Source organism: Streptomyces sp. NPDC107528 (genome assembly GCF_055639295.1).
The window spans coordinates 177,248-197,829 of sequence record NZ_JBVKAV010000004.1 but is presented as its reverse complement, the minus strand read 5'-3'; the positions used below and the strand labels follow the sequence as shown (position 1 = coordinate 197,829).

General features: G+C 70.8%; 18 protein-coding genes and 1 pseudogene. 8 read left to right on the top strand and 11 right to left on the bottom strand.

Going from position 1 to position 20,582, the window contains the following annotated elements; genetic code table 11:
* Positions 1-247: 247 nt before the first annotated feature.
* The 7 genes and pseudogenes from ACZ7L5_RS14505 to ACZ7L5_RS14475 form a co-directional block, all read right to left on the bottom strand.
* Positions 248-565 (bottom strand): annotated as a pseudogene (locus ACZ7L5_RS14505) (peptidylprolyl isomerase); the annotation flags it as partial.
* A 317-nt stretch (positions 566-882) separates the two neighbouring features.
* Positions 883-1,902, bottom strand: a complete 1,020-nt coding sequence (locus ACZ7L5_RS14500) for a Yip1 family protein (RefSeq protein ID WP_471516899.1) — start codon at positions 1,900-1,902, stop codon at positions 883-885.
* A 127-nt stretch (positions 1,903-2,029) separates the two neighbouring features.
* On the bottom strand, positions 2,030-3,478 hold the full coding sequence (locus ACZ7L5_RS14495) for an FG-GAP repeat domain-containing protein (RefSeq protein WP_471516898.1): 1,449 nt from the start codon (positions 3,476-3,478) through the stop codon (positions 2,030-2,032).
* 92 nt (positions 3,479-3,570) lie between these two features.
* Complete coding sequence (locus ACZ7L5_RS14490; protein ID WP_471516897.1) at positions 3,571-5,007, bottom strand: FG-GAP and VCBS repeat-containing protein; 1,437 nt, start codon at positions 5,005-5,007, stop codon at positions 3,571-3,573.
* A gap of 20 nt (positions 5,008-5,027) precedes the next feature.
* Entirely contained in the window at positions 5,028-6,497 is a 1,470-nt protein-coding gene (locus ACZ7L5_RS14485; RefSeq protein ID WP_471516896.1) for a hypothetical protein, read from the bottom strand.
* Positions 6,494-7,906, bottom strand: a complete 1,413-nt coding sequence (locus tag ACZ7L5_RS14480; RefSeq protein WP_471516895.1) for an FG-GAP-like repeat-containing protein — start codon at positions 7,904-7,906, stop codon at positions 6,494-6,496. The genes ACZ7L5_RS14485 and ACZ7L5_RS14480 overlap by 4 nt, the downstream gene beginning before the upstream one ends.
* Positions 7,907-8,029: 123 nt before the next feature.
* Complete coding sequence (locus tag ACZ7L5_RS14475) at positions 8,030-9,517, bottom strand: FG-GAP and VCBS repeat-containing protein (protein ID WP_471516894.1); 1,488 nt, start codon at positions 9,515-9,517, stop codon at positions 8,030-8,032.
* Positions 9,518-9,725: 208 nt separating this feature from the next.
* On the opposite strand from ACZ7L5_RS14475, the gene ACZ7L5_RS14470 reads away from it, so the two are divergent.
* Entirely contained in the window at positions 9,726-9,866 is a 141-nt protein-coding gene (locus tag ACZ7L5_RS14470) for a hypothetical protein (protein ID WP_471516893.1), read from the top strand.
* Positions 9,863-10,078 (top strand): hypothetical protein, encoded by a 216-nt coding sequence (locus ACZ7L5_RS14465; protein ID WP_471516892.1) that lies wholly within the window; start codon positions 9,863-9,865, stop codon positions 10,076-10,078. Before ACZ7L5_RS14470 ends, ACZ7L5_RS14465 begins: the two co-directional genes overlap by 4 nt.
* 53 nt (positions 10,079-10,131) lie before the next feature.
* Here ACZ7L5_RS14465 and ACZ7L5_RS14460 read toward each other — a convergent pair whose 3' ends face one another.
* Positions 10,132-11,454: an FG-GAP repeat domain-containing protein gene (locus ACZ7L5_RS14460; RefSeq protein WP_471516891.1), complete on the bottom strand. Its 1,323-nt coding sequence runs from the start codon at positions 11,452-11,454 to the stop codon at positions 10,132-10,134.
* A 333-nt stretch (positions 11,455-11,787) separates the two neighbouring features.
* Here ACZ7L5_RS14460 and ACZ7L5_RS14455 point away from each other — a divergent pair, with 333 nt between their 5' ends.
* Positions 11,788-12,483: a DUF5701 family protein gene (locus ACZ7L5_RS14455; RefSeq protein ID WP_471516890.1), complete on the top strand. Its 696-nt coding sequence runs from the start codon at positions 11,788-11,790 to the stop codon at positions 12,481-12,483.
* Between the two features lie 75 nt (positions 12,484-12,558).
* Positions 12,559-13,044 (top strand): MarR family winged helix-turn-helix transcriptional regulator, encoded by a 486-nt coding sequence (locus ACZ7L5_RS14450; protein ID WP_328880323.1) that lies wholly within the window; start codon positions 12,559-12,561, stop codon positions 13,042-13,044.
* Positions 13,045-13,172: 128 nt separating this feature from the next.
* Here ACZ7L5_RS14450 and ACZ7L5_RS14445 read toward each other — a convergent pair whose 3' ends face one another.
* The gene (locus ACZ7L5_RS14445; RefSeq protein ID WP_471516889.1) at positions 13,173-13,823 is read right to left on the bottom strand and encodes an FMN-dependent NADH-azoreductase; all 651 of its coding nucleotides are present in this window, start codon (positions 13,821-13,823) and stop codon (positions 13,173-13,175) included.
* Between the two features lie 154 nt (positions 13,824-13,977).
* Here ACZ7L5_RS14445 and ACZ7L5_RS14440 point away from each other — a divergent pair, with 154 nt between their 5' ends.
* From ACZ7L5_RS14440 to ACZ7L5_RS14430, 3 genes are all read left to right on the top strand, one after another.
* Complete coding sequence (locus ACZ7L5_RS14440) at positions 13,978-14,646, top strand: nitroreductase (RefSeq protein ID WP_471516888.1); 669 nt, start codon at positions 13,978-13,980, stop codon at positions 14,644-14,646.
* Positions 14,647-14,830: 184 nt separating this feature from the next.
* Positions 14,831-15,448 carry a dihydrofolate reductase family protein gene (locus ACZ7L5_RS14435; protein ID WP_471516887.1) on the top strand — a complete coding sequence of 206 codons (618 nt, stop codon included), beginning with the start codon at positions 14,831-14,833 and terminating at the stop codon, positions 15,446-15,448.
* A 439-nt stretch (positions 15,449-15,887) separates the two neighbouring features.
* A complete protein-coding gene (locus ACZ7L5_RS14430; protein WP_471516886.1) occupies positions 15,888-16,550 on the top strand; it encodes a DUF2637 domain-containing protein in 663 nt (220 codons plus the stop codon).
* Positions 16,551-16,568: 18 nt separating this feature from the next.
* Here ACZ7L5_RS14430 and ACZ7L5_RS14425 read toward each other — a convergent pair whose 3' ends face one another.
* Together ACZ7L5_RS14425 and ACZ7L5_RS14420 are read right to left on the bottom strand one after the other, a co-directional pair.
* Positions 16,569-16,874, bottom strand: a complete 306-nt coding sequence (locus ACZ7L5_RS14425) for a zinc-ribbon domain-containing protein (RefSeq protein WP_471516885.1) — start codon at positions 16,872-16,874, stop codon at positions 16,569-16,571.
* A 120-nt stretch (positions 16,875-16,994) separates the two neighbouring features.
* Positions 16,995-19,289 (bottom strand): (Fe-S)-binding protein, encoded by a 2,295-nt coding sequence (locus ACZ7L5_RS14420; RefSeq protein ID WP_471516884.1) that lies wholly within the window; start codon positions 19,287-19,289, stop codon positions 16,995-16,997.
* A gap of 205 nt (positions 19,290-19,494) precedes the next feature.
* Here ACZ7L5_RS14420 and ACZ7L5_RS14415 point away from each other — a divergent pair, with 205 nt between their 5' ends.
* Positions 19,495-20,559, top strand: coding sequence for an MraY family glycosyltransferase (locus ACZ7L5_RS14415; RefSeq protein ID WP_471516883.1), 1,065 nt, complete (start codon positions 19,495-19,497; stop codon positions 20,557-20,559).
* Positions 20,560-20,582 lie beyond the last annotated feature (23 nt).

Here is a 20,582-nt window from a genome sequence, read left to right as displayed (position 1 = left end):
GCAAGCGGCACCACGCCACTGGAGCACCAGTTTGGAAGATCGCGTATGCGGATGGGTGCCGACCCGGCGAGAGGCTGACCTGCGCGTTCTCGGGCTGCTTACCGATGTTCCCCGCTGGTCCCTGTTGCTTGCCCGGTATCGGGCACGCCCGGGGCACGGTCTTCGAGCCGACGCGGCTTGCCTTGCTTCCGGGGGCTTCGCCAGACTCGCGTCCTGGAAGCGCTGTGTGATCACGCCGCTGGGGTAGTCAGCCCTCGCGAGTCACGATAACTACCGTCTCGATGACGATGTCCTTCACGGGGCGGTCGTGTGGACGGGCAGTCTGTGACCCCTTACGAGTAAGCCACGTGGTGGGCGACACGGTGATGAAGAACTGGGATCCGTTCGTGTGGGGCCCGGCGTTGGCCGAAGCGAGCAAGTACGGCTTGTTGAAGGCCACGTCGGGGTGGAACTCGTCCTCGAACTCGTGGCCCGGCCCGCCGGTGCCGTTGCCCAGAGGGTCACCTCCCTGGATCATGAATCCGCTGATGACCCGGTGGAAGAGCGTGCCGTCATACAGGTTGTCCTTCGGTCAGGTTGTCCTTGCTCTTTCGGTTGCGCCGGCCCGGATTCTGGTCTGATCGACTCAGCAGGCGCTGACCTGCTTTGTTCACCGTGGGTGACGTCCCTCATAAGGTCAACGAACCCCGGAGCGTCGAACCGCCCGTCGTCCGCCGGGCCGGGCAGGCGCTCGACGCCTGAGAGGCGCGACGAGACGGGCAGGACCAGACGGGCAGGACTGGACGACGAGGGACAGACGATGAGAAGGGCCCCCGGCGTTCGACATGCCGGGGGCCCTTTCTCGTACGAGCGCTCGTTACGTGCTCGGCCGAGCCGCGCGTCCTAGAACGTGCCCAGCTTCACGATCGACAGCAGCGCGACCAGTTGGATCGCGCTCGCGCCCAGGGCCTTCGGCCAGGGGAGGTCGTGGGACTTGGAGACCATCAGGGTGAGGAGGGCGCCGGCTGCGATCCAGGTGGCCCAGCCGAGGGCCTGGACGAAGGTGGCGTCGCCGCCCGCGAACATGGCGAAGACCAGGCGGGGGGCGTCCGTGAGGGACGTGATCAGCATGGAGAGGCCGACCGTGGGCTGCCAGGCGCCGTCGCCGCCGAGCTGGCGGGCCAGGGTGTGGGTGACCACGCCCAGGACGAAGGCCGACAGGACCATCGCGACGGCGGTCGTCAGGACGATGGGGACCGCGTTCGAGAGGGTCGCGTTGATCGCGTCCGCCCGCGCGCCGTCGAAGCCGAAGACGGCCAGCAGGCCGTAGAGGAAGCTCACGATGAGGGCGGTGCCCCACATCGAGTAGTCCCGCATCTGCAGGAACGTCTGCGAAGGGGACAGGACGATGCCGCGCAGCAGCTGCTTCCAGTGCAGGCGGGGGCCGGCCGGGGCGGCCGGGGCCGCGCCCGCGCGGTAGGTGCCGCCCTGGTTGTAGGGGTCCTCGTCGACCGAGAACGCCTGGGTGTGGCCCGGGTTGTTCGCCGCGTACGGGTCAGGGGCGCCGCCGCCCGGCCCGTGCGGGTAGCCGCCGTCGCCGAAGTACTCCGGCTCGCCGTGGCCGCCCTGACCACCGGAGCCGTAACCGCCGTAGCCGCCACCGCCGTTCGCCTGCGGCCAGCCGCCTGCGCCGCCGCCCGGGCCGCCGTACGGCTGCTGCGGCGGCGGGGGATAGCCGTACGACTGTCCCTGGGGCGCCTGCTGCCCGTACGGAGGTTGTTGGGGGCGCGTTTGCGGGCTGCCGTTGTTCCGGCTTCCGCGTCCGATCCTGAATCCAGCCACGTCTTCGAACGTACCTGGTCCCGGAGATTCGCGTGCCGGGCCCTGCGGTTCGGGCCCGGCTTTGCTGCTGAGCTGTGACATCCCCTAGGGGGTGCCGAGCGGCGGCTCAGGGACATGCCGTACGTGAGATCCCTGCGTTCCTGCCCTCCTGCGTCCCTGCCGTTCCTGCCCTCCCACGCCCCTACGTCCCTCCTACGTCCCTGCGTCCCTAGCGCAGCATCACCTGGCCCAGCCTCAGGTAGCCGGACGGCAGGCCCAGCGAACCCGGGCCGAAGCTGATCGCCTTGCTGGTGGTCACGCCCGAGGCCGCGCCGCGCAGGTTGTAGAGGGAGCCCGCGGGGTGGTTCTCGCCGTCGGCGCCGACGGACAGGTCGGCCTTGCCGTCGCCGGTGAGGTCGCGGAGGCGTACGGACGCGCCGAAGCGGTCGGCGGACTCGGCGGTGCCGGGGACGCCGGCGGTGTTCTGGGTGAAGGACTGGGCGCCGGTCGCGGTCAGGCCGGAGGCCGAGCCGCGCAGCACCGTCACGCTGCCGGCGATCTTGGCCGCGCCGATGGTCTCGTGGATCGTGCCGACGGCCACCTCGGCCCTGCCGTCGCCGGTGACGTCGGCCACAGAGAGCGCGTTGCCGAACCAGTCGCCTTCCTCGTCCGAGCCGGGGACGCCGGGGGTGTCCTGGGTGATCGTGGTCTGGGGCTGGGTGCGGACGCCGGTCGCGCTGCCTAGGTAGGCGCTGACGGAGCCGCCGAGGCTCGTGCGGCCCTCGTCTCCGTACGTCGCCGTGACCACGTCCGCGTAGCCGTCGCCGTTGAGGTCGCCGACGGCCGCCAGCTCGTGGGCGCCGTTGCGCAGGAACGTCTGGCGGGTGAGGCCGGAGGCGGAGCCCAGGTAGACGAAGGCGCCGTCGTCGTACGTCTCCGCCTGGCTGCCGCTGACGACCAGGTCTGCGGTGCCGTCGCCGTTCAGGTCGCCGGAGGCCAGGCTCTGGGCGCCGTAGATGCTGCTGCCCGTGCTGTACAGCTCGGTGGCGAGTTCGTGGCGGGACGCGGCGCCCGTGGCCTTGGTGAAGCCGCCCTGGTGGATCCAGATGTCGCTGCCGGTGCTGCCGACGGCGAGGTCGGCTCTGCCGTCCCCGCTGAAGTCGCCGACGGCCAGGGACATGCCGTACTCGTTGTGGTCCGCGGGGGCGGGGTCGGGGACGACCTGGCCGCCGGAGAGGCCGCTCTTGGCGCCCCAGACGATCACGACGGCGCCGGACTCGGCGTTCTCGCCCGTGCCGGCGATCACGAGGTCGGCGTATCCGTCCCGGTTCAGGTCGCCGGAGGCGAGGGCCTGGCCGAACTCGTCGCCCTGCTCGGCGGTGCCGGGGATGCCGGCCGTGTTCTGGGTGATGATCGTGCGCCGGGACGCGCTGATGCCGTTCGCGGAGCCGTAGTTGACGACGACGGCGCCCGCGTCGGTCTTGCCGCCGACCGGGGTGTACGGCGCGGCGGTGGCGAGGTCGCGGTAGCCGTCGCCGTTGAAGTCGTCGGCGTACTTGGCGGGGGCTGCCGCGGCCGGGGCGGCGGTGAGCAGCGGGGCGGCCGTCAGCGCGGCGGCGACGGTGGCCGTGGCGAGGGCCAGGGCATGGAGTCGGCTGCTGCGGTGGTGCCGGAGCATGTGGGGCCTCCTGCGGTGGGGTGGGTGGTCGAGGGGGGCGGGGCGGTCCCGCACGGGGACGCTGACGTGCGGGAACGCCCGTCTGCGGGGCGTCAGCCCGCCAGTACGTCTCCGAAGTACGCGTCGCCCGTCGGGCCGCCGACCGTCGCGGCGCCGAAGGACCTGGAGCCGGTGGCGGTGATGCCGGACGTGCCGGACTTGAAGAGCCAGACGGAACCGTCGCCGGTGTTCTCGTGGGCGGCGCTCGCGACGAGCTCCGCGCGGCCGTTGCCGTCGACGTCGGTCAGGTGGACGGCGCCGCCGAAGTTGTCCAGCCGCTCGGCCGTGCCGGGGACGCTCGCCGAGTCCTGGCTGAAGACCTTGGCGCCGGTGCCCGTCAGACCGGACGCCGAACCGCGCAGGACCGCGACCGAGCCCGCCTTGTACACCGAGCCGACGGCCTCGTTCTCGATGCCGACCGCGATGTCCGGGTATCCGTCGCCGTTCGTGTCGCCCGCGGAGAGGCTCCAGCCGAAGGCGTCGCCCTTCTCGGCGGAGCCGGGCACGCCCGCGGTGTCCTGGGTGATACGGACCGGGGTGCGGGTGGACAGGCCGTTGCCCGCGCCGTACGTCACCGTGACCGCGCCGCCGAGGCCGCCGTTGGGCTCGGTCGTCGACTTCTCCATGAAGTTGCCGGTGACGATGTCGCCGTAGCCGTCCTTGTTCACGTCGGCGATCACCGCGTCGTAGCCGCCCGCGAGTTTGGCACGGTGCTGGAGGCCGTCGGCGCCGCCGATGTAGAGGACGCTCCGGGTGCGGTACTCGCCGGAGCCGTTGTCCTCCTGGCCCATGACGAGGAGGTCGGTGGCGCCGTCCCCGTTGACGTGACCCGCGACGAGCTTGTCGGCGTTGATGCCGGTGTCGGCGGAGGTGGCGATGGACTGGGCGTAACTCGCCTTGCCGGTACGGGAGACGGGGCCGTTGAAGACGGTCAGCTCCGGGTAGGCGATGTTCGCGGCCGCCAGGTCGGTGTCGCCGTCGCCGTCGAAGTCGCCGGCGGCGACGGACCAGCCCAGCTCGTTGCGGTTCTCGGGGAGCGGCGAGGCGATGTCGGTGCCGGACTTGATCCCGCTCGCGCCGCCCCACAGCACCGTGAGCACGCCGGAGTCGTCGGTCGAGCCGATGCGCTCGCCGTGCACGCCGACGACGATGTCCGTGTAGCCGTCACCGTCCAGGTCGCCGGTGGTGAGGCGGTCACCGAAGTAGTCGCCCGACTCCGGGACGCCCGGGACGCCCGCGGTGTCCTGGCTGATGATCTGCCGCCGGCCGGTGTTCAGACCGCTCGCGGTGCCGTAGACCACGGCGACATAGCCCGCGCCGGTCTTCCCGGCGACCTTGGCGATGGGGGCGGCGATGGCGACGTCGCGGTAGCCGTCGCCGTTGAAGTCGCCGGACAGGCCCGACGGGGCGGCGGAGGCACTGGTCGCCGGCAGGGCGGTCAGCAGGCCCGTCGTGAGCGTTGCCGCGAGCAGAAGAGTGCGCTTGCGCATGGTGTCGTCCTTTTCAGGGCTCAGGAGTTGAGGGCCGTGCCGTAGTCGGGGCTGCCCGCCGTGGACACACCCGTCGTGCCCGGGCCGAAGCTCGTCGCGCCGCCGGTCGTCACGCCGGCCGTCCCGCCGCGCAGGGACCAGACGGCTCCGTCACCGTTCTCGCCGGTCGCGGCGACGGTGAGCTCGGCGCGGCGGTCGCCGGAGTGGTCGGCGAGCAGGACGCGGGCGCCGAAACGGTCGTTCGACTCGGACGTGCCGGGTACGCCCGCGGTGTTCTGCGTGAGGGACTGCGCGCCGGTCGTCCGGAGCCCGGAGGCCGAGCCGTACAGGACGGTCACCGCGCCCGCACCGGAGTTCTCGCCGGACGCGCCGACGGCCAGGTCGGCGTAGCCGTCGCCGTTGACGTCGCCGAGGGAGACATGGCTGCCGAAGCGGTCGCCGGACTCCGAGGCGCCGGGCACGCCGGCGGTGTCCTGGGTGAGGACGAGCGGGGCGCGGGAGGTGTCCGTGCCGCCGGGGCCGCCGTGGACCACCGTGACCTTGCCGCCCTTGGCGCCGGCCGGGTCGGCGGAGGTCTCGCGCTCGTTGCCGATGGCGATGTCCGCGTACCCGTCGTTGTCGATGTCGCCGATCGCGGAGACGTAGCCGGACGGCAGCTCCTGCATCCAGTCGGTGTAGTTGCCGATGGACGGGTCCGTCACCAGGTGGGTGATCGCGTCGTCGGTACCGGCCCTGCGGCCGTGGACGACCAGGTTGGTGTGCCAGGAGGCGGTGACCGGGCCGACGGCCAGGGACGTGATGCCGTACGAGGACGCGTACGAGTGGGGGAAGCCGGAACCGGAACCGCCCTGGAAGGAACTGGTCCGGGTGAAGGGGCCGTTGACGAAGGCGAGGGTGAACAGGCCGTTGGCGCCGACCAGGATGTCCAGGTCGCCGTCGGCGTCGACGTCGCCCACCGCCACCGTCTGCCCGTAGCGGTCCACGTCCCTGTCGTTGGAGTTGGGCACCGTACGCGCCCCCGACAGGCCCGACTCGGCGCCCCAGACGACGACGACCGTGCCGTCGTTGGTGTCGCCGTTCACGTCCTCGCCGGGCGTGCCGATCAGCAGGTCCGCGTACCCGTCGGTGTTGAGGTCGGCGGAGGCGACGGCGGATCCGAAGGCGTCGTCGGTCTCCGCGGCGCCGGGCACGCCGGCGGTGTTCTGGGTGATCAGGGTGCGCGTGGAGGTCTTCAGCCCGGTGGAGCTGCCGTAGACGACGGAGACCGCGCCCGCCCTGGCCTTGCCGCCCACCGTGGCGCCCGGCGCGCCGATCGCGAGGTCGGCACGGCCGTCGCCGTTGAAGTCGTACGGCTCGGCGGCCGGGGCGGCGTGGGCGGCCGGGGCGGAGAGGGTGAGCGCGAGCGGGGTCAGGGCCGCCGCGACGAGGGCGGCGGCCATGCGGTTGCGCAGGGGACGGCCTGCCGTACCCGGGAGTTGACGGTGTCTCACTGGGTGATCACCGAGCCGAGGTTGTTGCCGGCGTTGAGAGCGAGGCCGGCGACGGTGAGGCCCTTGGCGCCCGAGGTGGTCAGGCCGGTGGACGTGCCGCGCAGGGTCCAGACGCCGCCGGAGCCGTTCTCGCCGTCCACGCCGATCGTGAGGTCGGCCTTGCCGTCCTTGGTCACATCGGTCAGGTCGACGGCGGAGCCGAAGCGGTCCCAGGTCTCGGCGTCGCCGGGGACGCCGGCCGTGTTCTGGGTGTAGGACTTCGCGCCCTTGGTGGTCAGGCCGGAGGCCGTGCCGAACAGCACGGTCACCGAGCCCGCTTCCTTCGCCGAGCCGATGTCCTCGCCCCAGGCGCCGACCACGACGTCCGCGAACCCGTCGCCGTTGATGTCGCCGGCGCTCAGGGCCGAGCCGAACGCGTCGTCGGTCTCGCCCGAGCCGGGGACGCCGGTGGAGTCCTGGTGGACGACGGTCGGCTGCTGCGTGGGAGCGGGGCCGTTCGGACCGCCGTACCAGACGGTGATCTGGCCGCCCTTGTGACCGCCCGGCTTGTCGGCGTTGGGGTCCGAGGAGTCGCCGAGGACGAGGTCCCCGTAGCCGTCGCCGTCGATGTCGGCGACGGAGCCCGCGAAGCCGTCCGCGTTCGGCAGCTCGGCAAGCTTGTAGCCCGTGCCGGTGTGGCGGTAGTAGAGGATCTCGCCGCCGGAGTCGCCGTCCACGCTGAACGGGTAGACGCGCTCGGCGGCGCCGTCGCCGCTCAGGTCGCCGGCGATCACGTCGAACGTCGTGCCGAGCTCGCCGACGCCGTAGTGGCTCAGCGGACCGCCGGTGCGGGTGAACGGGCCCAGGTAGAGACGGGTGTGGTTCTGGCCGGTGAGCGTCACGTCCGTGTCGCCGTCACCGTCGAAGTCTCCGGTGGCGATGCCACGTGAGAAACCGCCCCACTCGGCGATCGTGGACGGCTGGGGCAGCCCCTTGCCACCGGACAGACCCGACTTGGAGCCCCACAGCACGGTGCCGGAGCCGACGCCGTCCCGGTCGCCGATGCTCTCGCCGGAGGAGCCGACGACGAGGTCGGAGTAGCCGTCGCGGTCCAGGTCGCCGGAGGCGAGGGAGGACCCGAACAGGTCGCCCGACTCGGCGGTGCCGGGTACGCCGGTGGAGTTCTGGGTGATGACGGCCTTCTTGGTCGCCGAGACGCCCGACGACGAGCCGTACAGCACGACGACGGCACCGGCGCACGACGCGGAGCCGACATGGGTGCACACGGCGCTGACGGCCACGTCGCGGTAGCCGTCACCGTTGAAGTCGCCGGCCAGGCCCGACGGGGCGGCGGAGGCGGTGGCGGCGGGCAGCGCGGTGAGCAGGCCCGTGGTGAGGGTGGCGGCGAGGAGGAGGGGGCGCTTGCGCAAGTGGGTGCTCCTGGGAGGAGGGCCGGGCCCGCGGGGGACGGGCCCGGCCGTTCACGGGTACGACGGCCGGGTGCCGCCGTACGGGGATGCAGGCCGGACGACTGCACGGCCTGCCTGCCGGACTCAGTCCGCGAAGACCGCGCCGAACTGCGGGGTGCCGGTCGTCGAGAGGCCCGAGCTGCTCGGGGCGACGGTGCGCGAGCCGGTCGTGGTGATCTTCGTGCCGTTGGAGGGCAGGTAGGTCAGGCCGCCGTTGCCCTCGTTCTCGTACGAGCCGAGGACGAGGTCCGCCTTGCCGTCGCCGGTGACGTCGTCGAGCTTGACGTCGGCGCCGAACAGGTCGTTCTTCTCGTCGTTGCCGGGGACGCCCGCGGTGCTCTGGGCGAGGCCCTGGACGCCGGAGACGGTGTCGATGCCGCTCGCGGAGCCGTACAGGACGGTGACCTGGCCGGTGTTGGCGACGCCGGCGATGTCCTCGTTCGGGGAGGCGACGACCAGGTCCTGGTAGCCGTCGCCGTTGACGTCACCGAGGTCCAGGTCCCAGCCGAAGCCGTCGCCCTTCTCCGAGGTGCCGGGGACGTTGCCGGAGTTCTGGGTGATGCCGGAGGTGCCGGCGGGCCCCGAGGCGGCGCCGTAGGTGATGTTGACCTTGCCGCCGTTGGAGGCGTCCGGGATGGGGGTGCCGTTGGTGGAGGTGCTGTCCCAGCCGGCGCCGCTGACGATGTCGCCGTAGCCGTCGCCGTTGATGTCGCCGATGGCGGTGATGATGCCGGGCTTGAGGACCTCGGCGGAGGCGACGCTCAGGCCGCTCGCGGTGCCGGGCACGAAGTAGTTCTGGTTCCAGCCGTAGTCGGTCTCGGTCTCGTACCCGTCGACGATGAGGTCGGTGCGCTTGTCGCCGTTGACGTCGCCGGCGGTGAGGCTCAGCGGGCCGTAGGGGAAGTCGTTGGTGCCGGTGTGGATGGGCGGCTTGATGGTGTAGCGGCCGCCGGGGGTGCCGGTGGCGTTGAAGCCGCCCTTGAAGACGTGGATCGTGCTGGACGAGTTGCCGACGGCCAGGTCGGCCTTGCCGTCGCCGTCGAAGTCGCCCGCGGCCAGGTCCTTGCCCCAGAAGTCGTGCGACGAGGGCGCCGGGTCCGTGACGGTGACGCCCTTGCCGGTGAGGCCGCTCGCGGAGCCCCACAGGACGGCGACGCCGCCGCCGTTGGTGTCGGTGCCGACCTTCTCCCACGGGGCGGAGACCGCGAGGTCGTCGTAGCCGTCGCCGTTGAAGTCGGCGTACGCGGACTCGGCGCCGAAGCCGTCGCCCGCCTCGGCGGTGCCGGGGGAGCCGGCGGTGTTCTGGCTGATCGTCGTGCGCTTCGCGGACGATACGCCGGTGGCGGTGCCGTAGAGCACGACGACCTGTCCGGCGCCCGCACGGCCACTGACGTAGGCGCCGTGCGCGGAGGCCACGATGTCGCCCCGGCCGTCACCGTTGAAGTCGGCGGCCGGTACGTGCGTGGAGTCGGCAGCGGTCGCCGACGTGGCCGTCGCGAGCGTGAGCAGCCCGCCCGTCAGCGCGGCCGCGGTGGCCGTCGCGAGGGCGAGTCTCAGGTGGTGCTTGTGCATGCGGGTTCTCCTGCTGCATGCGGGGGATGCCTGGCGGACATCCGCAGTTGATGGGGTGCGACCGCTCGTGTTCTCCGGGAGGTGACCTCGGGTTCACGGGGTGGTCGGCGATCAGGAGACTCGCGGTGGGGTGTGAGGGTTGTACGTGAGTTCGAGAAACTTCTGAGGTCCCCGGTGCGGCGCCGGCGCCCCCCCGAATCCGGAGTGGATGGAGGCCATCGCGCACACCGTGGCCTTCCACGACCCGCTGCCGGACATCGAGCGGACCGTGCAGGGCGACGGAACGCGGACCGCGACGGCATCAACACCACCATCACGGCCGATTTCGGATGACCAGGTGAGCGAATGAGTACCAGCAGTGGCCTGGCCCGCGCGGTCGCGGCCCGGTCGGCCACGGGTCACCCGCGCTTCGCCAGCGTGGTGGCGGGGCCCGGCTTGCGTGGGCTCGGCTACCTTGCCCAGCCCACCGCCTACAACCACCGCACGTCCCCCCGCCGCAAGGGCCTCAGCCCCGGAGCCCGCCGCCGCGCCCGCGCCATCGGCGCCCGGGTGGCCGACTGACGGTTGGCCGACTGGCCGGGGTGGCCGACTGACGAGGGCGGACGTCGGCTCGGCTATCGGGCCAGGAACTCCGAGCTGGAGAACCGCACCGACGGCTTCGCCGCCACGAGCCCCTTCTTCGCGCCCGGATACACCGCCACCGTGTCCTTCGTCTCGCCGACATAGGTCCGCACCACCAGGTCCGCCCGCCCGTCCCCGTCGAAGTCGGCGGCCGTCACGACGCGCGTGGTGCCCCGGGCAGGCGGCTTCACCGTCACCATGCCCGCCGCCGTGAGTCCTGCCGTACGGCCGCGGAGGATCCGCAACTCGCTCCCGCTGGAGAGCAGTTCGCTCAGCCCGTCGCCGTCGAAGTCGGCGGCGTCGAGTACCGAGCCGGGGGTGGCGAGGGTGCCGCGGGCGGTGGTTGCCGGGAGGTCGTAGCGCAGGGACGTTCCGTCCATCGTGCCGATCGCCGCGTCGAGGGCCGCCTTGCCCTTGCCGAAGGTGCCGAGAGCCACGTCGATGCCGGTCGGGAGGGTCGCGCCGGTCCGGGTCGGTCCGGTCGGGCCGCCGAGGACGAGCGATGATGCGCCCGCGCCCTCCGTCGTACGGACCACCAGGTCGTCGTATCCGTCGTCGTTCACGTCGGCCGCCGGGCCCGAGGGGGCGTTCCCGGGGGCCTCGACGGGGGCACCCGCCGCGCGTGGGGCGCCCTTGCGGGTGAACGGGCCTCGCAGGAAGCTCAGTTGGCCGCCGGAGGCATGGACGACGAGGTCCTGAGCGTCGTCGCCGTCGAAGTCGCCGCACACGGGCTGGTCGGGCCAGTCCTTGCCGGCGCGGGCGCGGGCCGGGATCACGAGCTTGACCGCTTTGCCGGTGAGGCCGTTCGGGGAGCCGTAGAGGATCTGCAACGGCACCGGGGGCTGCCCCTGGCCGTCGTAGGGCGGGTCGGTGGAGACGACCAGGTCGGTGAAGCCGTCGCCGTCCAGGTCGCAGGTCGCCTCCGCGTCGAAAGCCGCCGGGAGCTGGCCCTTGGTCGGGGCCGCCTGGCGGCGCGGACTGAGCAACTGCCGTGCGCCCGGGACCAGTCCGCGCTCGCCGCCGTAGACGATGCCGATGCCCGCGTCGTCGGCGTGGGCCTGCGCCTTGACCAGGTCGTTGAGGACCAGGTCGCGGTGGCCGTCGCCGTTGAAGTCGGCGGGCGTCTTGCTGCCCTTGCCGTGCGGGATGGGGAGCCGGGCGGGGGCGTCGGCTATGTGGACGGGGGTGTGGCGGGCCGGCTCGGCGCCGTCGTGCGGGGTGGGGCCGCAGGCGGTGAGGGGGAGGGCGAGGGCGCAGAGGGCGGCGATCGTGCCGGTCCCGGCCGCTCTGCACTTCCCGGTTCTTCGCGCGCGCACCGCTCACCTCGTCAGCACCTGGGGCAACAACTGGGTAATGATGCACGCGTTCGAGATGGGGCGACAGACCTGTGCGGGGATGGGGTGCGGGGGATGTGCGGTCTGGCTGAAAGTGTCCGCAGGGCGGGAGGGAACGCAGGGCGGGAGGGAACGCAGGGCGGGAGGGAACGCAGGGCGGGAGGGAACGCAGGGCGGGAGGGAACGCAGGGCGGGGAGGGAACGCAGGGCGGGGAGGGAACGCAGGGCGGGATGCGGACACAGGGAACGTTTGCGGCGGGACTTGGCGTTGACCTCAGGACTGCTGCTGCGCCTAACCAGGAACGTAGGGGGACCATGCCCGATATCTCGTCCGACGCCACTGTGACCGCCCTCCCGCCGCTCGCCGCACAGGCGGCACGCCTGATCGAGCTCGGGGTGCATGAGCTCGCGGGGATACCGGCCGACGAACTGCGTACCTTCGCGGAGAACGCCGGGGGCACCGACGGCGATGTGCTCCTCGCCGTCCACCCCGACCGCGTCCCCGCGTCCGCCCTCGCCCCGCTGCTCCGCCGGGATGGCAAGCCCGGCTTCGTCGTCGTCGACATGCCCGACGTCGATGACTTCGTCCCTGACACCGTCGAGCTGCCCGACACTCCGCTCTACGTCGTCACCGGCCTCGACCGCGGCGACCGCATGGCCAACTGGAGCCCGGAGGAGGCGCTGCCGGCCCTGACCGCGGAGGGGCGCAGTCCGCTGCTGCTCCACGAGGGCCTCCACTGGGTGCTCCAGCAGCCGCCGATCCTTGAGCGCAACCGTTGCTTCATGACCATTGGCTCCCGCCTGCGCAAGCCGAACGGCACCCTGGACGCCCGGACTCCGGCGATCTGGATCAGCAACGGCACGGGACGCGACGGCCGCGAGCGGCGCAATGCCCCGAAGGTCGGCTGGTGCTGGTGGGGCAACCGCCACACGTGGCTGGGGTTCGGATCGGCGACGGGCCGTGGCAGCGGGGGTCAGCGGCAGGAGCCGCAGCCGACTTCAGAGTCGTAGCCGAGTGCGGAGCCGTAGCGGCATTCGTTTCAATTGATACCGTTTCGAGTGAATCGGCGGCTGTAGTGTGGCCTCATGCCCGCCGACGTTCCCGCTGTGCCCGCCGCCTCGCGTGCGACCGACCGCCCCGGTGACGGGTCGCCGTTCGCTCTCGGTCTGCTGCTGCGCCGGGCGCACTGGCGCGCGCAGACGGTGATGACGGAGGCACTGCGGCCGCTCGGCATCGAGTTGCGGCATTTCGCCGTGCTGATCGTGCTCGTGGACCGCGGGCCCACGGTGCAGCGGGACCTGGCGGCGGCCACCGGGACGGACAAGGCCGGAATCATGCGGGTCGTGGACGACCTGGAGCGCAAGGGGCTGGCCGTACGCAAGGCCGTTCACGGAGACCGGCGGGTGCGGGCGGTGGAGATCACGCCTCAGGGCATCGAGCTCTTCGACGCGGCCCACGTGGCGGCTCAGCCGCGGGCCGAGCGTCTGGTCGGCGGACTGCGGCCGGGCGAGGCCGAGCAGTTGAGGGATCTGCTGACCAGGTTCGCCTATCCGGCGGACGGCGAGGCCTGAGCGTACCTTCGCACTCGCCGACCGGTGTACGCGCCGACCGGTGTACGCGCTGACCGGCGTACCCGCCGCTCGGCGCATCGCAGCGCGCCCGTCGGCGAGCACGCCGGCCGGCGTCCCTGACGAAGGCGTCACGCGGCGAGGCGCTCCGCGAGTTCCTTGGCCTTGGCGGCCGCGTCCGCGAAGGCACGTGTGCGGGAGGCCTCGTAGAGGGGGACCAGTTCGGACATGGCCGGGTTCCGGGGGGCCATGGTGAGTTCCGGGACGATGAAGTCGAGGTCCAGGCCGAGCGTGCGCTTCAGGACGACTTCCAGGTAGTTCTGCACGAACTCGAAGCCTTCGCGCGGGGTGCCCGGTGCGTACGAGCCGCCGCGGCTGGCGATGACAGTGACCGGGGTGCCCTGGGCGGAGGGGCTCTCGCCCGCGGTGCGGCCGAGCAGGAGCACGTTGTCCAGCCATGCCTTGAGGGTCGACGGGATCGAGAAGTTGTGCATCGGGGCGCCGATCAGGACGGCGTCCGCCGCCTCCAGTTCCTCGATGAGCTTCACCCGCTCGGCGAACGCGGCGGACTGCTCCGTGGTGCGCTCCGACGGGGCGGCGTAGCCGGCGGACCAGGCGGTGGCCGTGATGTGCGGAACGGGATCGGCGGCGAGGTCGCGGTAGATCACCGCGCCCTCGGGGTGCTGCTCCTCCCAGGCGGTGCGGAAGGCGGCCGCGACCGAACGGGACGAGGACGCCTCACCGGGGAGCACGGACGAGTCGATGTGCAGCAGCGTGGCCATGGGCTTTCTCCAAAGGGGGCGCCCGAGGCGGGGGTCGCCGGGGCTGACGGGCATGGCTTGAGATCGAACATAGTTAAACACGAGACAGTATCGAATGATACCGTCGCGACTGCAACGGAGACGGACGCACCGAGCAAAGAGGAGGCAGGCGACCTTGGACGTCTACGAGGCGGTCACGAGCCGACGGGCCGTGCGCGGGTTCACCGATCGGCAGGTCCCGAGGGAGGTGCTGGCCCGCGTGCTGACCGCCGCGGCCTGGACCCCGTCGGCGTCGAACGTCCAGCCGTGGCACGCCTATGTGCTGACCGGCGCGCCGCTGGCCGAGCTCAAGAAGCGCGCCGGCGAACGCGTGGTTTCGGGCGACCCCTGGGACGAGCCGGAGTACGAGCAGTACCCGCCCGATCTGAAGTCCCCTTACCGCGAGCGCCGGTTCGCGTTCGGCGAGCAGCGCTACGGCGGACTCGGCATCGCACGCGAGGACTTGGAGGCGCGCCAGCGGGCCGCTGCCGCGAACTGGGACTGCTTCGGCGCGCCGGCCGCCCTGTTCTGCTACCTCGACCGTGACATGGGCCCGGCGCAGTGGTCCGACGTCGGCATGTATCTGCAGACCGTCATGCTGCTGCTGCGCGCCGAGGGGCTGCACAGCTGCGCGCAGATGGCGTGGGCGAAGTACCGCAAGACCGTCGCGCAGGTGCTGGCGCCGCCGACCGAGCTCATCCTCTTCTGCGGCATGTCGATCGGATTCGAGGACGTCGCCGTCCGGGACCCCCGCACGGGCCGGGCCCCACTCGACGAGACGGTCACCTTCGTCCCCGGCGGCTGACATCCCGCCGCCCTCCTCGCCGCCAGGTGTCCAGCCGCCCCTGCCCCCGCCCTCGACGCCCCCGCCGCCTGCCGCAAGACCTCCAACCGATGAGTTCCCGCACCGCATGAGGTCAAAGGGGGTACAGACGTCCAACGTGCCCCGGACAGGACATCCAGGGCCCCGAGCGGAAATGGTGTGTGCGATGAAGGTGACGGTGCAGGAGTTTCTGTCGCTGGACGGTGTCTCCCAGGGGCCCGGGTCCCCGGAGGAGGACCCCAGCGACGGGTTCACGCAGGGTGGCTGGTTCGTGCCGTATGCGGACGAGGAGTTCGAGCGGCTCGTCGGCACCTGGCTCGGGGAGGCGGACGGGTTCCTGTTCGGGCGGCGTACGTACGAGAACTTCGCCAGGGACTGGCCGAGGATGACCGACCACCCGAACGCCGGGCCGCTGAACGGCCTCCCGAAGTACGTGGCCACCCACACCCTGACCAGGGCCGACTGGGACCCCACCACGATCCTGTCCGGCGATGTGCACGCCCAGGTGGCCGAGTTGAAGCAGCGGCCGGGCAGGGAACTGCAGATCCACGGCAGCGCGCGCCTCGCGCAGTCCCTGCTGGCCGCCGGGCTGATCGACACGCTGCGGCTCGCGATCGCCCCGGTCGTGGTCGGGCAGGGCCGACGCCTGTTCCCGGACGGCGGCGCCCCAGCGGGCCTACGGCTCGTCAGCCAGCGAACGACAGCCGGCGGACTCTCCGTGCACGTCTTCGAGGCGGCGGGACTTCCGCGGTACGGGACCTATGGGTCCGCGCCCCGGTCGTGATCGCCGTCTCGCGCGGCCACCACGGGTACCTCCAGGTGGGCGAACCGCTGTGACCTGCACGGACCAATGCAAACGGTAATCGTAAGTCCCTCGATAACACCGCGTCATAAATTGTCGTTGGATATTTTAGATAATCACCGTTGACGCATATTCCCCCGAATGCCAGATGTCCTGCCCTGTCCGGTGCTCGTTAGGTGGGCGTGACTTGGCATGAAAAACATGCAGCTGAGGCTCGTCCGCTCCGCTCGCTTCAGGCAGCTGATCAGACCACTGCGGAAGGCATCACGCACTGCTCGGATCTGCTTGAGGACTTTCTGAGAACCATCAGCCGGATGGAGAGCGAATATCTCCGGGCCACGATGGAAGGGGAAAAGTTCTAGCAATGAGGGCCGACTATGACGCGGTAGACGAACAGCCTCTTTACACTCAGCAGCTCGACATGCAGAACCTCTGGCATGTCCCCGATGCGACGATCTCGTCGCCGGGCGGCTGGGACCTGGACGAAGAGCTGGCCCAGATGCTGAACACCACGCAGGGCATCGATCTTTCCGCCGCTCCTGTTCCCGCTCCTGCTCCGACCCCGCCGCCGGCAAACCGCGACAGGCCCCCGCCCCGCCCGGTCCATCGAAAGCGGCCTCAGCCCAGCAATCACATCCTTGCCGGAAACCCAAAGATCTTCACCGTCGGGGTCCTGGTCACACTCATCACCCTGTGTGCGGTCACGATGCTCACCTGGTCCATTTCGTATTCGTACGATCAGCTGCGCTCCATCGCGCTCCTCGTGGTGTCGCCGAATCTGGCCCATTGGTGGCCGTTGACGGTCTACGGACCGTGGCTGCTGGCGGGTCTGTCCATCCTGCGGGCTTCCGTGCAGCGTCGGACGGCCCGGCGTTCCTGGGCCGTCATGCTGATCTCCTCCGGCACCGCGGTGGCGTTGTGCATCGGCCAGTCGGCGCATTCCCTGCTGGCGATGGTGGTCGTCGGAATTCCGCCGATCACCGCCCTGGTCTGCTTTCGCGAACTCGTCGGACAGTTCTCGTCACGGCCCGGCCCCCGGCATGCCGCCGACGCGATGAACGGACCCAAGCAGCCGAAGCCGTAGGTCGAAGCCGTAGACCGATCAGGACTGGTACGGCTGCTGCGGCTGCCCGTACGGCTGCTGACCGCCGTGGGCGCCGTGCTGTCCGCCGGCGGCGGCCTGCGCCTGCAGCTGCTCCGCCTGCTCGCCGGTCACCTTCTGTTCCGCCCCGCAGAAGGTGCACTGCGTCGCGTACTTGGTCGAGACGGGGAACAGCGGCACGAAGAAAAGCGTGAACTTGGTGACGCGCTTGCGCAGCGTGTGCGCGGAGGGGTTGCCGCACTGGCCGCACACCAGCGTCAGTATCGCCAGTTGGTAGAGGTAGCCCTTGGTGCCGAAGATGATCACGAGGTGGTCCTTCCGGAGCGGGTTCTGCCGCAAAAGTACAGCTGTCGAGCGCACGGCGACGCCCCCAGGCCCTGCGGGGCGTGGGGGCGTCGGACTGCCGTAGGGCTGCCGTAGCGGGTGCTACTCGACCGGCTGGGGCTCCGGCTCGCTCTCCGCCTCGGCGCTGCCCGCCGGGGGCTCGTCGTCCGGGACCGGGGTCTTGACCGACTCCAGCAGCAGCTGGGCCACGTCGACGACCTGGATGGACTCCTTGGCCGTGCCGTCGTTCTTCTTGCCGTTCACGGAGTCCGTGAGCATGACGAGGCAGAACGGGCAGGCGGTGGAGACGATGTCCGGGTTCACGGAGAGAGCTTCGTCGACGCGCTCGTTGTTGATGCGCTTGCCGATCCGCTCCTCCATCCACATCCGCGCACCACCGGCGCCACAGCAGAAGCCGCGCTCCTTGTGGCGGTGCATCTCCTCGTTGCGGATGCCCGGGACGCTGGCGATGATCTCGCGCGGGGGCGTGTAGATCTTGTTGTGCCGGCCCAGGTAGCAGGGGTCGTGGTAGGTGATGATGCCCTCGACCGGGGTCACCGGGACCAGCTTGCCCTCGTCCACCAGGTGCTGGAGCAGCTGGGTGTGGTGGATGACCTCGTAGTCGCCGCCGATCTGCGGGTACTCGTTGCCGATCGTGTTGAGGCAGTGCGGGCAGGTGGCGACGATCTTCTTGGCCGACTTGGGCTTGCGGGACTCCTCGGTCACCTTGCCGTCGTCGTCCATCTCCTCGCCGAACGCCATGTTCAGTGCCATGACGTTCTCCATGCCGAGCTCCTGGAACAGGGGCTCGTTGCCGAGGCGGCGGGCGGAGTCACCGGTGCACTTCTCGTCGCCGCCCATGATCGCGAACTTGACGCCCGCCATGTGCAGCAGCTCCGCGAAGGCCTTGGTGGTCTTCTTGGCGCGGTCCTCCAGGGCGCCGGCGCAGCCGACCCAGTACAGGTACTCGACCTCGGTGAGGTCCTCGATGTCCTTGCCGACGACCGGCACCTCGAAGTCGACTTCCTTCAGCCACTCCAGGCGCTGCTTCTTCGCCAGACCCCAGGGGTTGCCCTTCTTCTCCAGGTTCTTGAGCATCGTGCCCGCCTCGGACGGGAACGCGCTCTCGATCATCACCTGGTAGCGGCGCATGTCGACGATGTGGTCGATGTGCTCGATGTCCACCGGGCACTGCTCGACGCAGGCGCCGCAGGTGGTGCAGGACCACAGGACGTCCGGGTCGATGACGCCGTTCTCCTCGGCGGTGCCGATGAGGGGGCGCTCGGCCTCCGCGAGGGCGGCCGCGGGGACGTCCTTGAGCTGCTCCTCGGACGCCTTCTCCTCGCCCTCCATCGACTTGCCGCCACCGGCCAGCAGGTACGGCGCCTTGGCGTGCGCGTGGTCGCGCAGCGACATGATCAGCAGCTTGGGGGAGAGGGGCTTGCCCGTGTTCCAGGCAGGGCACTGCGACTGGCAGCGGCCGCACTCGGTGCAGGTGGAGAAGTCCAGCAGGCCCTTCCAGGAGAACTGCTCCACCTGGGAGACACCGAAGACGTCGTCGTCACCGGGGTCGGTGAAGTCGATCGGCTTGCCGCCGGAGGTCATCGGCAGCAGCGCGCCCAGCGAGGTCTCACCGGCGGCGTTGCGCTTGAACCAGATGTTCGGGAACGCCAGGAAGCGGTGCCAGGCCACACCCATGTCGGTCTTCAGGGCGACCGTGATCATCCAGATGAACGAGGTCGCGATCTTCAGGCCGGCGAAGAAGTAGGTGAGGTTCTGGAGCGTGGAGATGTCCATGCCCTCGAACCACGACACCACCGGGTACGAGATGAAGAACGAGGCCTCGTAGCCGTCCACGTGGTGCTGGGCGCCCTCAAGCGCGTGCAGCATGAAGATGCAGACGCCGACGATGAGGATGACGCTCTCGACGAAGTACGCCTGGCCGGTGTTGGACCCGGCGAAGCGGGACTTGCGGCCCGCCTTGCCCGGCCGGCTCAGCTGGCGGATCACGATCAGCGTGAGGATGCCGAGAACCGTCATGGTGCCGAGGAACTCGACGAAGACGTTGTACGGCGCCCAGTCGCCGATGATCGGCAGGATCCAGTCGGCCTTGAACAGCTGGCCGACGGCGTTGACGATCGTCAGCAGCAGCGAGAAGAAGCCCACCGCCACGAACCAGTGCGCGACACCCACGATGCCCCAGCGGTTCATCCGGGTGTGGCCGAGGAACTCCCTGGCCACGGTGACGGTGCGCTGCACCGGCTCGTCCGTGCGGGTGCCCGCGGGCACGTTCTGGCCGAGCCGCATGAAGTTGTAGATCTGAAGGATGGCGCGCGCGAACAGGGCCACGCCGACCACGATCAGAACCAGCGACACGATGATCGCGGCGAGTTGCATTTCGGGGCTCCTCGGGCCTGCGAGGGGGTGGTTCGAGGGGGTCCTCGACATTACTAAGCGGTAACTTATGCAGTCCGTTTGAGACTACCCCCATCTTCAACCGCACTGTAGCCAGGCGCGGAGTGATGTGAGTCGCTGAGGGTTGCCTTAAGAACCGATCGTGTTATTCATCCCGAAATGGTATATACGGCACTAACCTATCCCCGTGCTTTACGGGATCGCCGCCGCCACCACTGCCCTGCTGCTCGCCGCCCTCCTCGCGGCGCTGCTCCGGCTGCCCGCCCTGCGCTTCGGCATCTTGGACCGCCGGCGCCAGCGGCCGACGCCCCTGCTCGGCGGTGTCGCCGTCGCGCTCGTGACCTGCCTGGTGGCAGCCGCCGGGGAGTGGACGCGGTTCGCTCCGCTGGGCTCGGAGATCATGCGGCTGGTGATCGCCGCGGGCGCCGTCGCCGCGCTCGGGCTGGTCGCCGACGTGCGGCGGGTGAAGGCGCGGTTCCTGATCGGCGGTACGGCGGTGGCGGCGGCCTGCGTGGTGCCGTACGGCGACACCGGGATCCTGCTGGGGCTGGTGGCCGTGGGCTGGATCGTTCTCGTGGCCATCGGGTTCAAGGCGCTCGACCATGCGGACGCCCTGGCCGGCACCGTCGGGGTGCTCACCGCCTTCGGTGTCGGGATCTGCGCGGCGGCCGAGGTGATGGACGAACTCGCGGTGCTGCTCAGCGTGCTGGCCGCCGCGCTGACCGGGTTCCTCATGCACAACTGGCATCCCGCGCGGATCGGGCTCGGGGCGTGCGGGTCGCTGTTCGTCGGGTTCGTGCTGGCGGCGTCGGCCGTGATGACCCGGGCCGGGCACGATCCCTTGTCGAGCGCGGCCGTGCTCTACTCGCTCACCTCCCTCGCCACCGCCGACGTGCTCCTCGTGGCGCTGTCCCGCCGGCTGGCCGGACGGCCGCTGCTGCGGGGCGGGCCCGACCATCTCGCCCATCGTTTGCGCCGCGTCGGCCTCACCCCGCAGGGTGGGACCGTCCTGCTGGGGGTCGCGGGCTTCTCGGGGGTACTCGTCGGCGTCCTCGTGCACATGGGATGGATGGCGTCGTCCGCGGCGTTCTGGGTGGGCGTGGGTGCCCTCGTCACCGTCTTCGCGATGCTGCACATCAAGCCGTACGGGCCTCGGCGTCAACCCTATTTTCCCGTAGGGGGTGCGGTTCGCCCGCCCGCGCAGGCGACATCGTCGCAGGTCGGAGCCCAGTTGCGTGTAAGGAACGGATAAGAGTTGAGTGGGGTCGACTCAGC

What these genes read in the sequence shown, in the direction of transcription:
- ACZ7L5_RS14500 (WP_471516899.1), bottom strand. Translation starts at nt 1,902, where the DNA reads ATGTCACAGCTCAGCAGCAAAGCCGGGCCCGAACCGCAGGGCCCGGCA.
- ACZ7L5_RS14495 (WP_471516898.1), bottom strand. Translation starts at nt 3,478, where the DNA reads ATGCTCCGGCACCACCGCAGCAGCCGACTCCATGCCCTGGCCCTCGCC.
- ACZ7L5_RS14490 (WP_471516897.1), bottom strand. Translation starts at nt 5,007, where the DNA reads ATGCGCAAGCGCACTCTTCTGCTCGCGGCAACGCTCACGACGGGCCTG.
- ACZ7L5_RS14475 (WP_471516894.1), bottom strand. Translation starts at nt 9,517, where the DNA reads ATGCACAAGCACCACCTGAGACTCGCCCTCGCGACGGCCACCGCGGCC.
- ACZ7L5_RS14470 (WP_471516893.1), top strand. Translation starts at nt 9,726, where the DNA reads ATGGAGGCCATCGCGCACACCGTGGCCTTCCACGACCCGCTGCCGGAC.
- ACZ7L5_RS14465 (WP_471516892.1), top strand. Translation starts at nt 9,863, where the DNA reads ATGAGTACCAGCAGTGGCCTGGCCCGCGCGGTCGCGGCCCGGTCGGCC.
- ACZ7L5_RS14455 (WP_471516890.1), top strand. Translation starts at nt 11,788, where the DNA reads ATGCCCGATATCTCGTCCGACGCCACTGTGACCGCCCTCCCGCCGCTC.
- ACZ7L5_RS14450 (WP_328880323.1), top strand. Translation starts at nt 12,559, where the DNA reads ATGCCCGCCGACGTTCCCGCTGTGCCCGCCGCCTCGCGTGCGACCGAC.
- ACZ7L5_RS14445 (WP_471516889.1), bottom strand. Translation starts at nt 13,823, where the DNA reads ATGGCCACGCTGCTGCACATCGACTCGTCCGTGCTCCCCGGTGAGGCG.
- ACZ7L5_RS14435 (WP_471516887.1), top strand. Translation starts at nt 14,831, where the DNA reads ATGAAGGTGACGGTGCAGGAGTTTCTGTCGCTGGACGGTGTCTCCCAG.
- ACZ7L5_RS14430 (WP_471516886.1), top strand. Translation starts at nt 15,888, where the DNA reads ATGCAGAACCTCTGGCATGTCCCCGATGCGACGATCTCGTCGCCGGGC.
- ACZ7L5_RS14420 (WP_471516884.1), bottom strand. Translation starts at nt 19,289, where the DNA reads ATGCAACTCGCCGCGATCATCGTGTCGCTGGTTCTGATCGTGGTCGGC.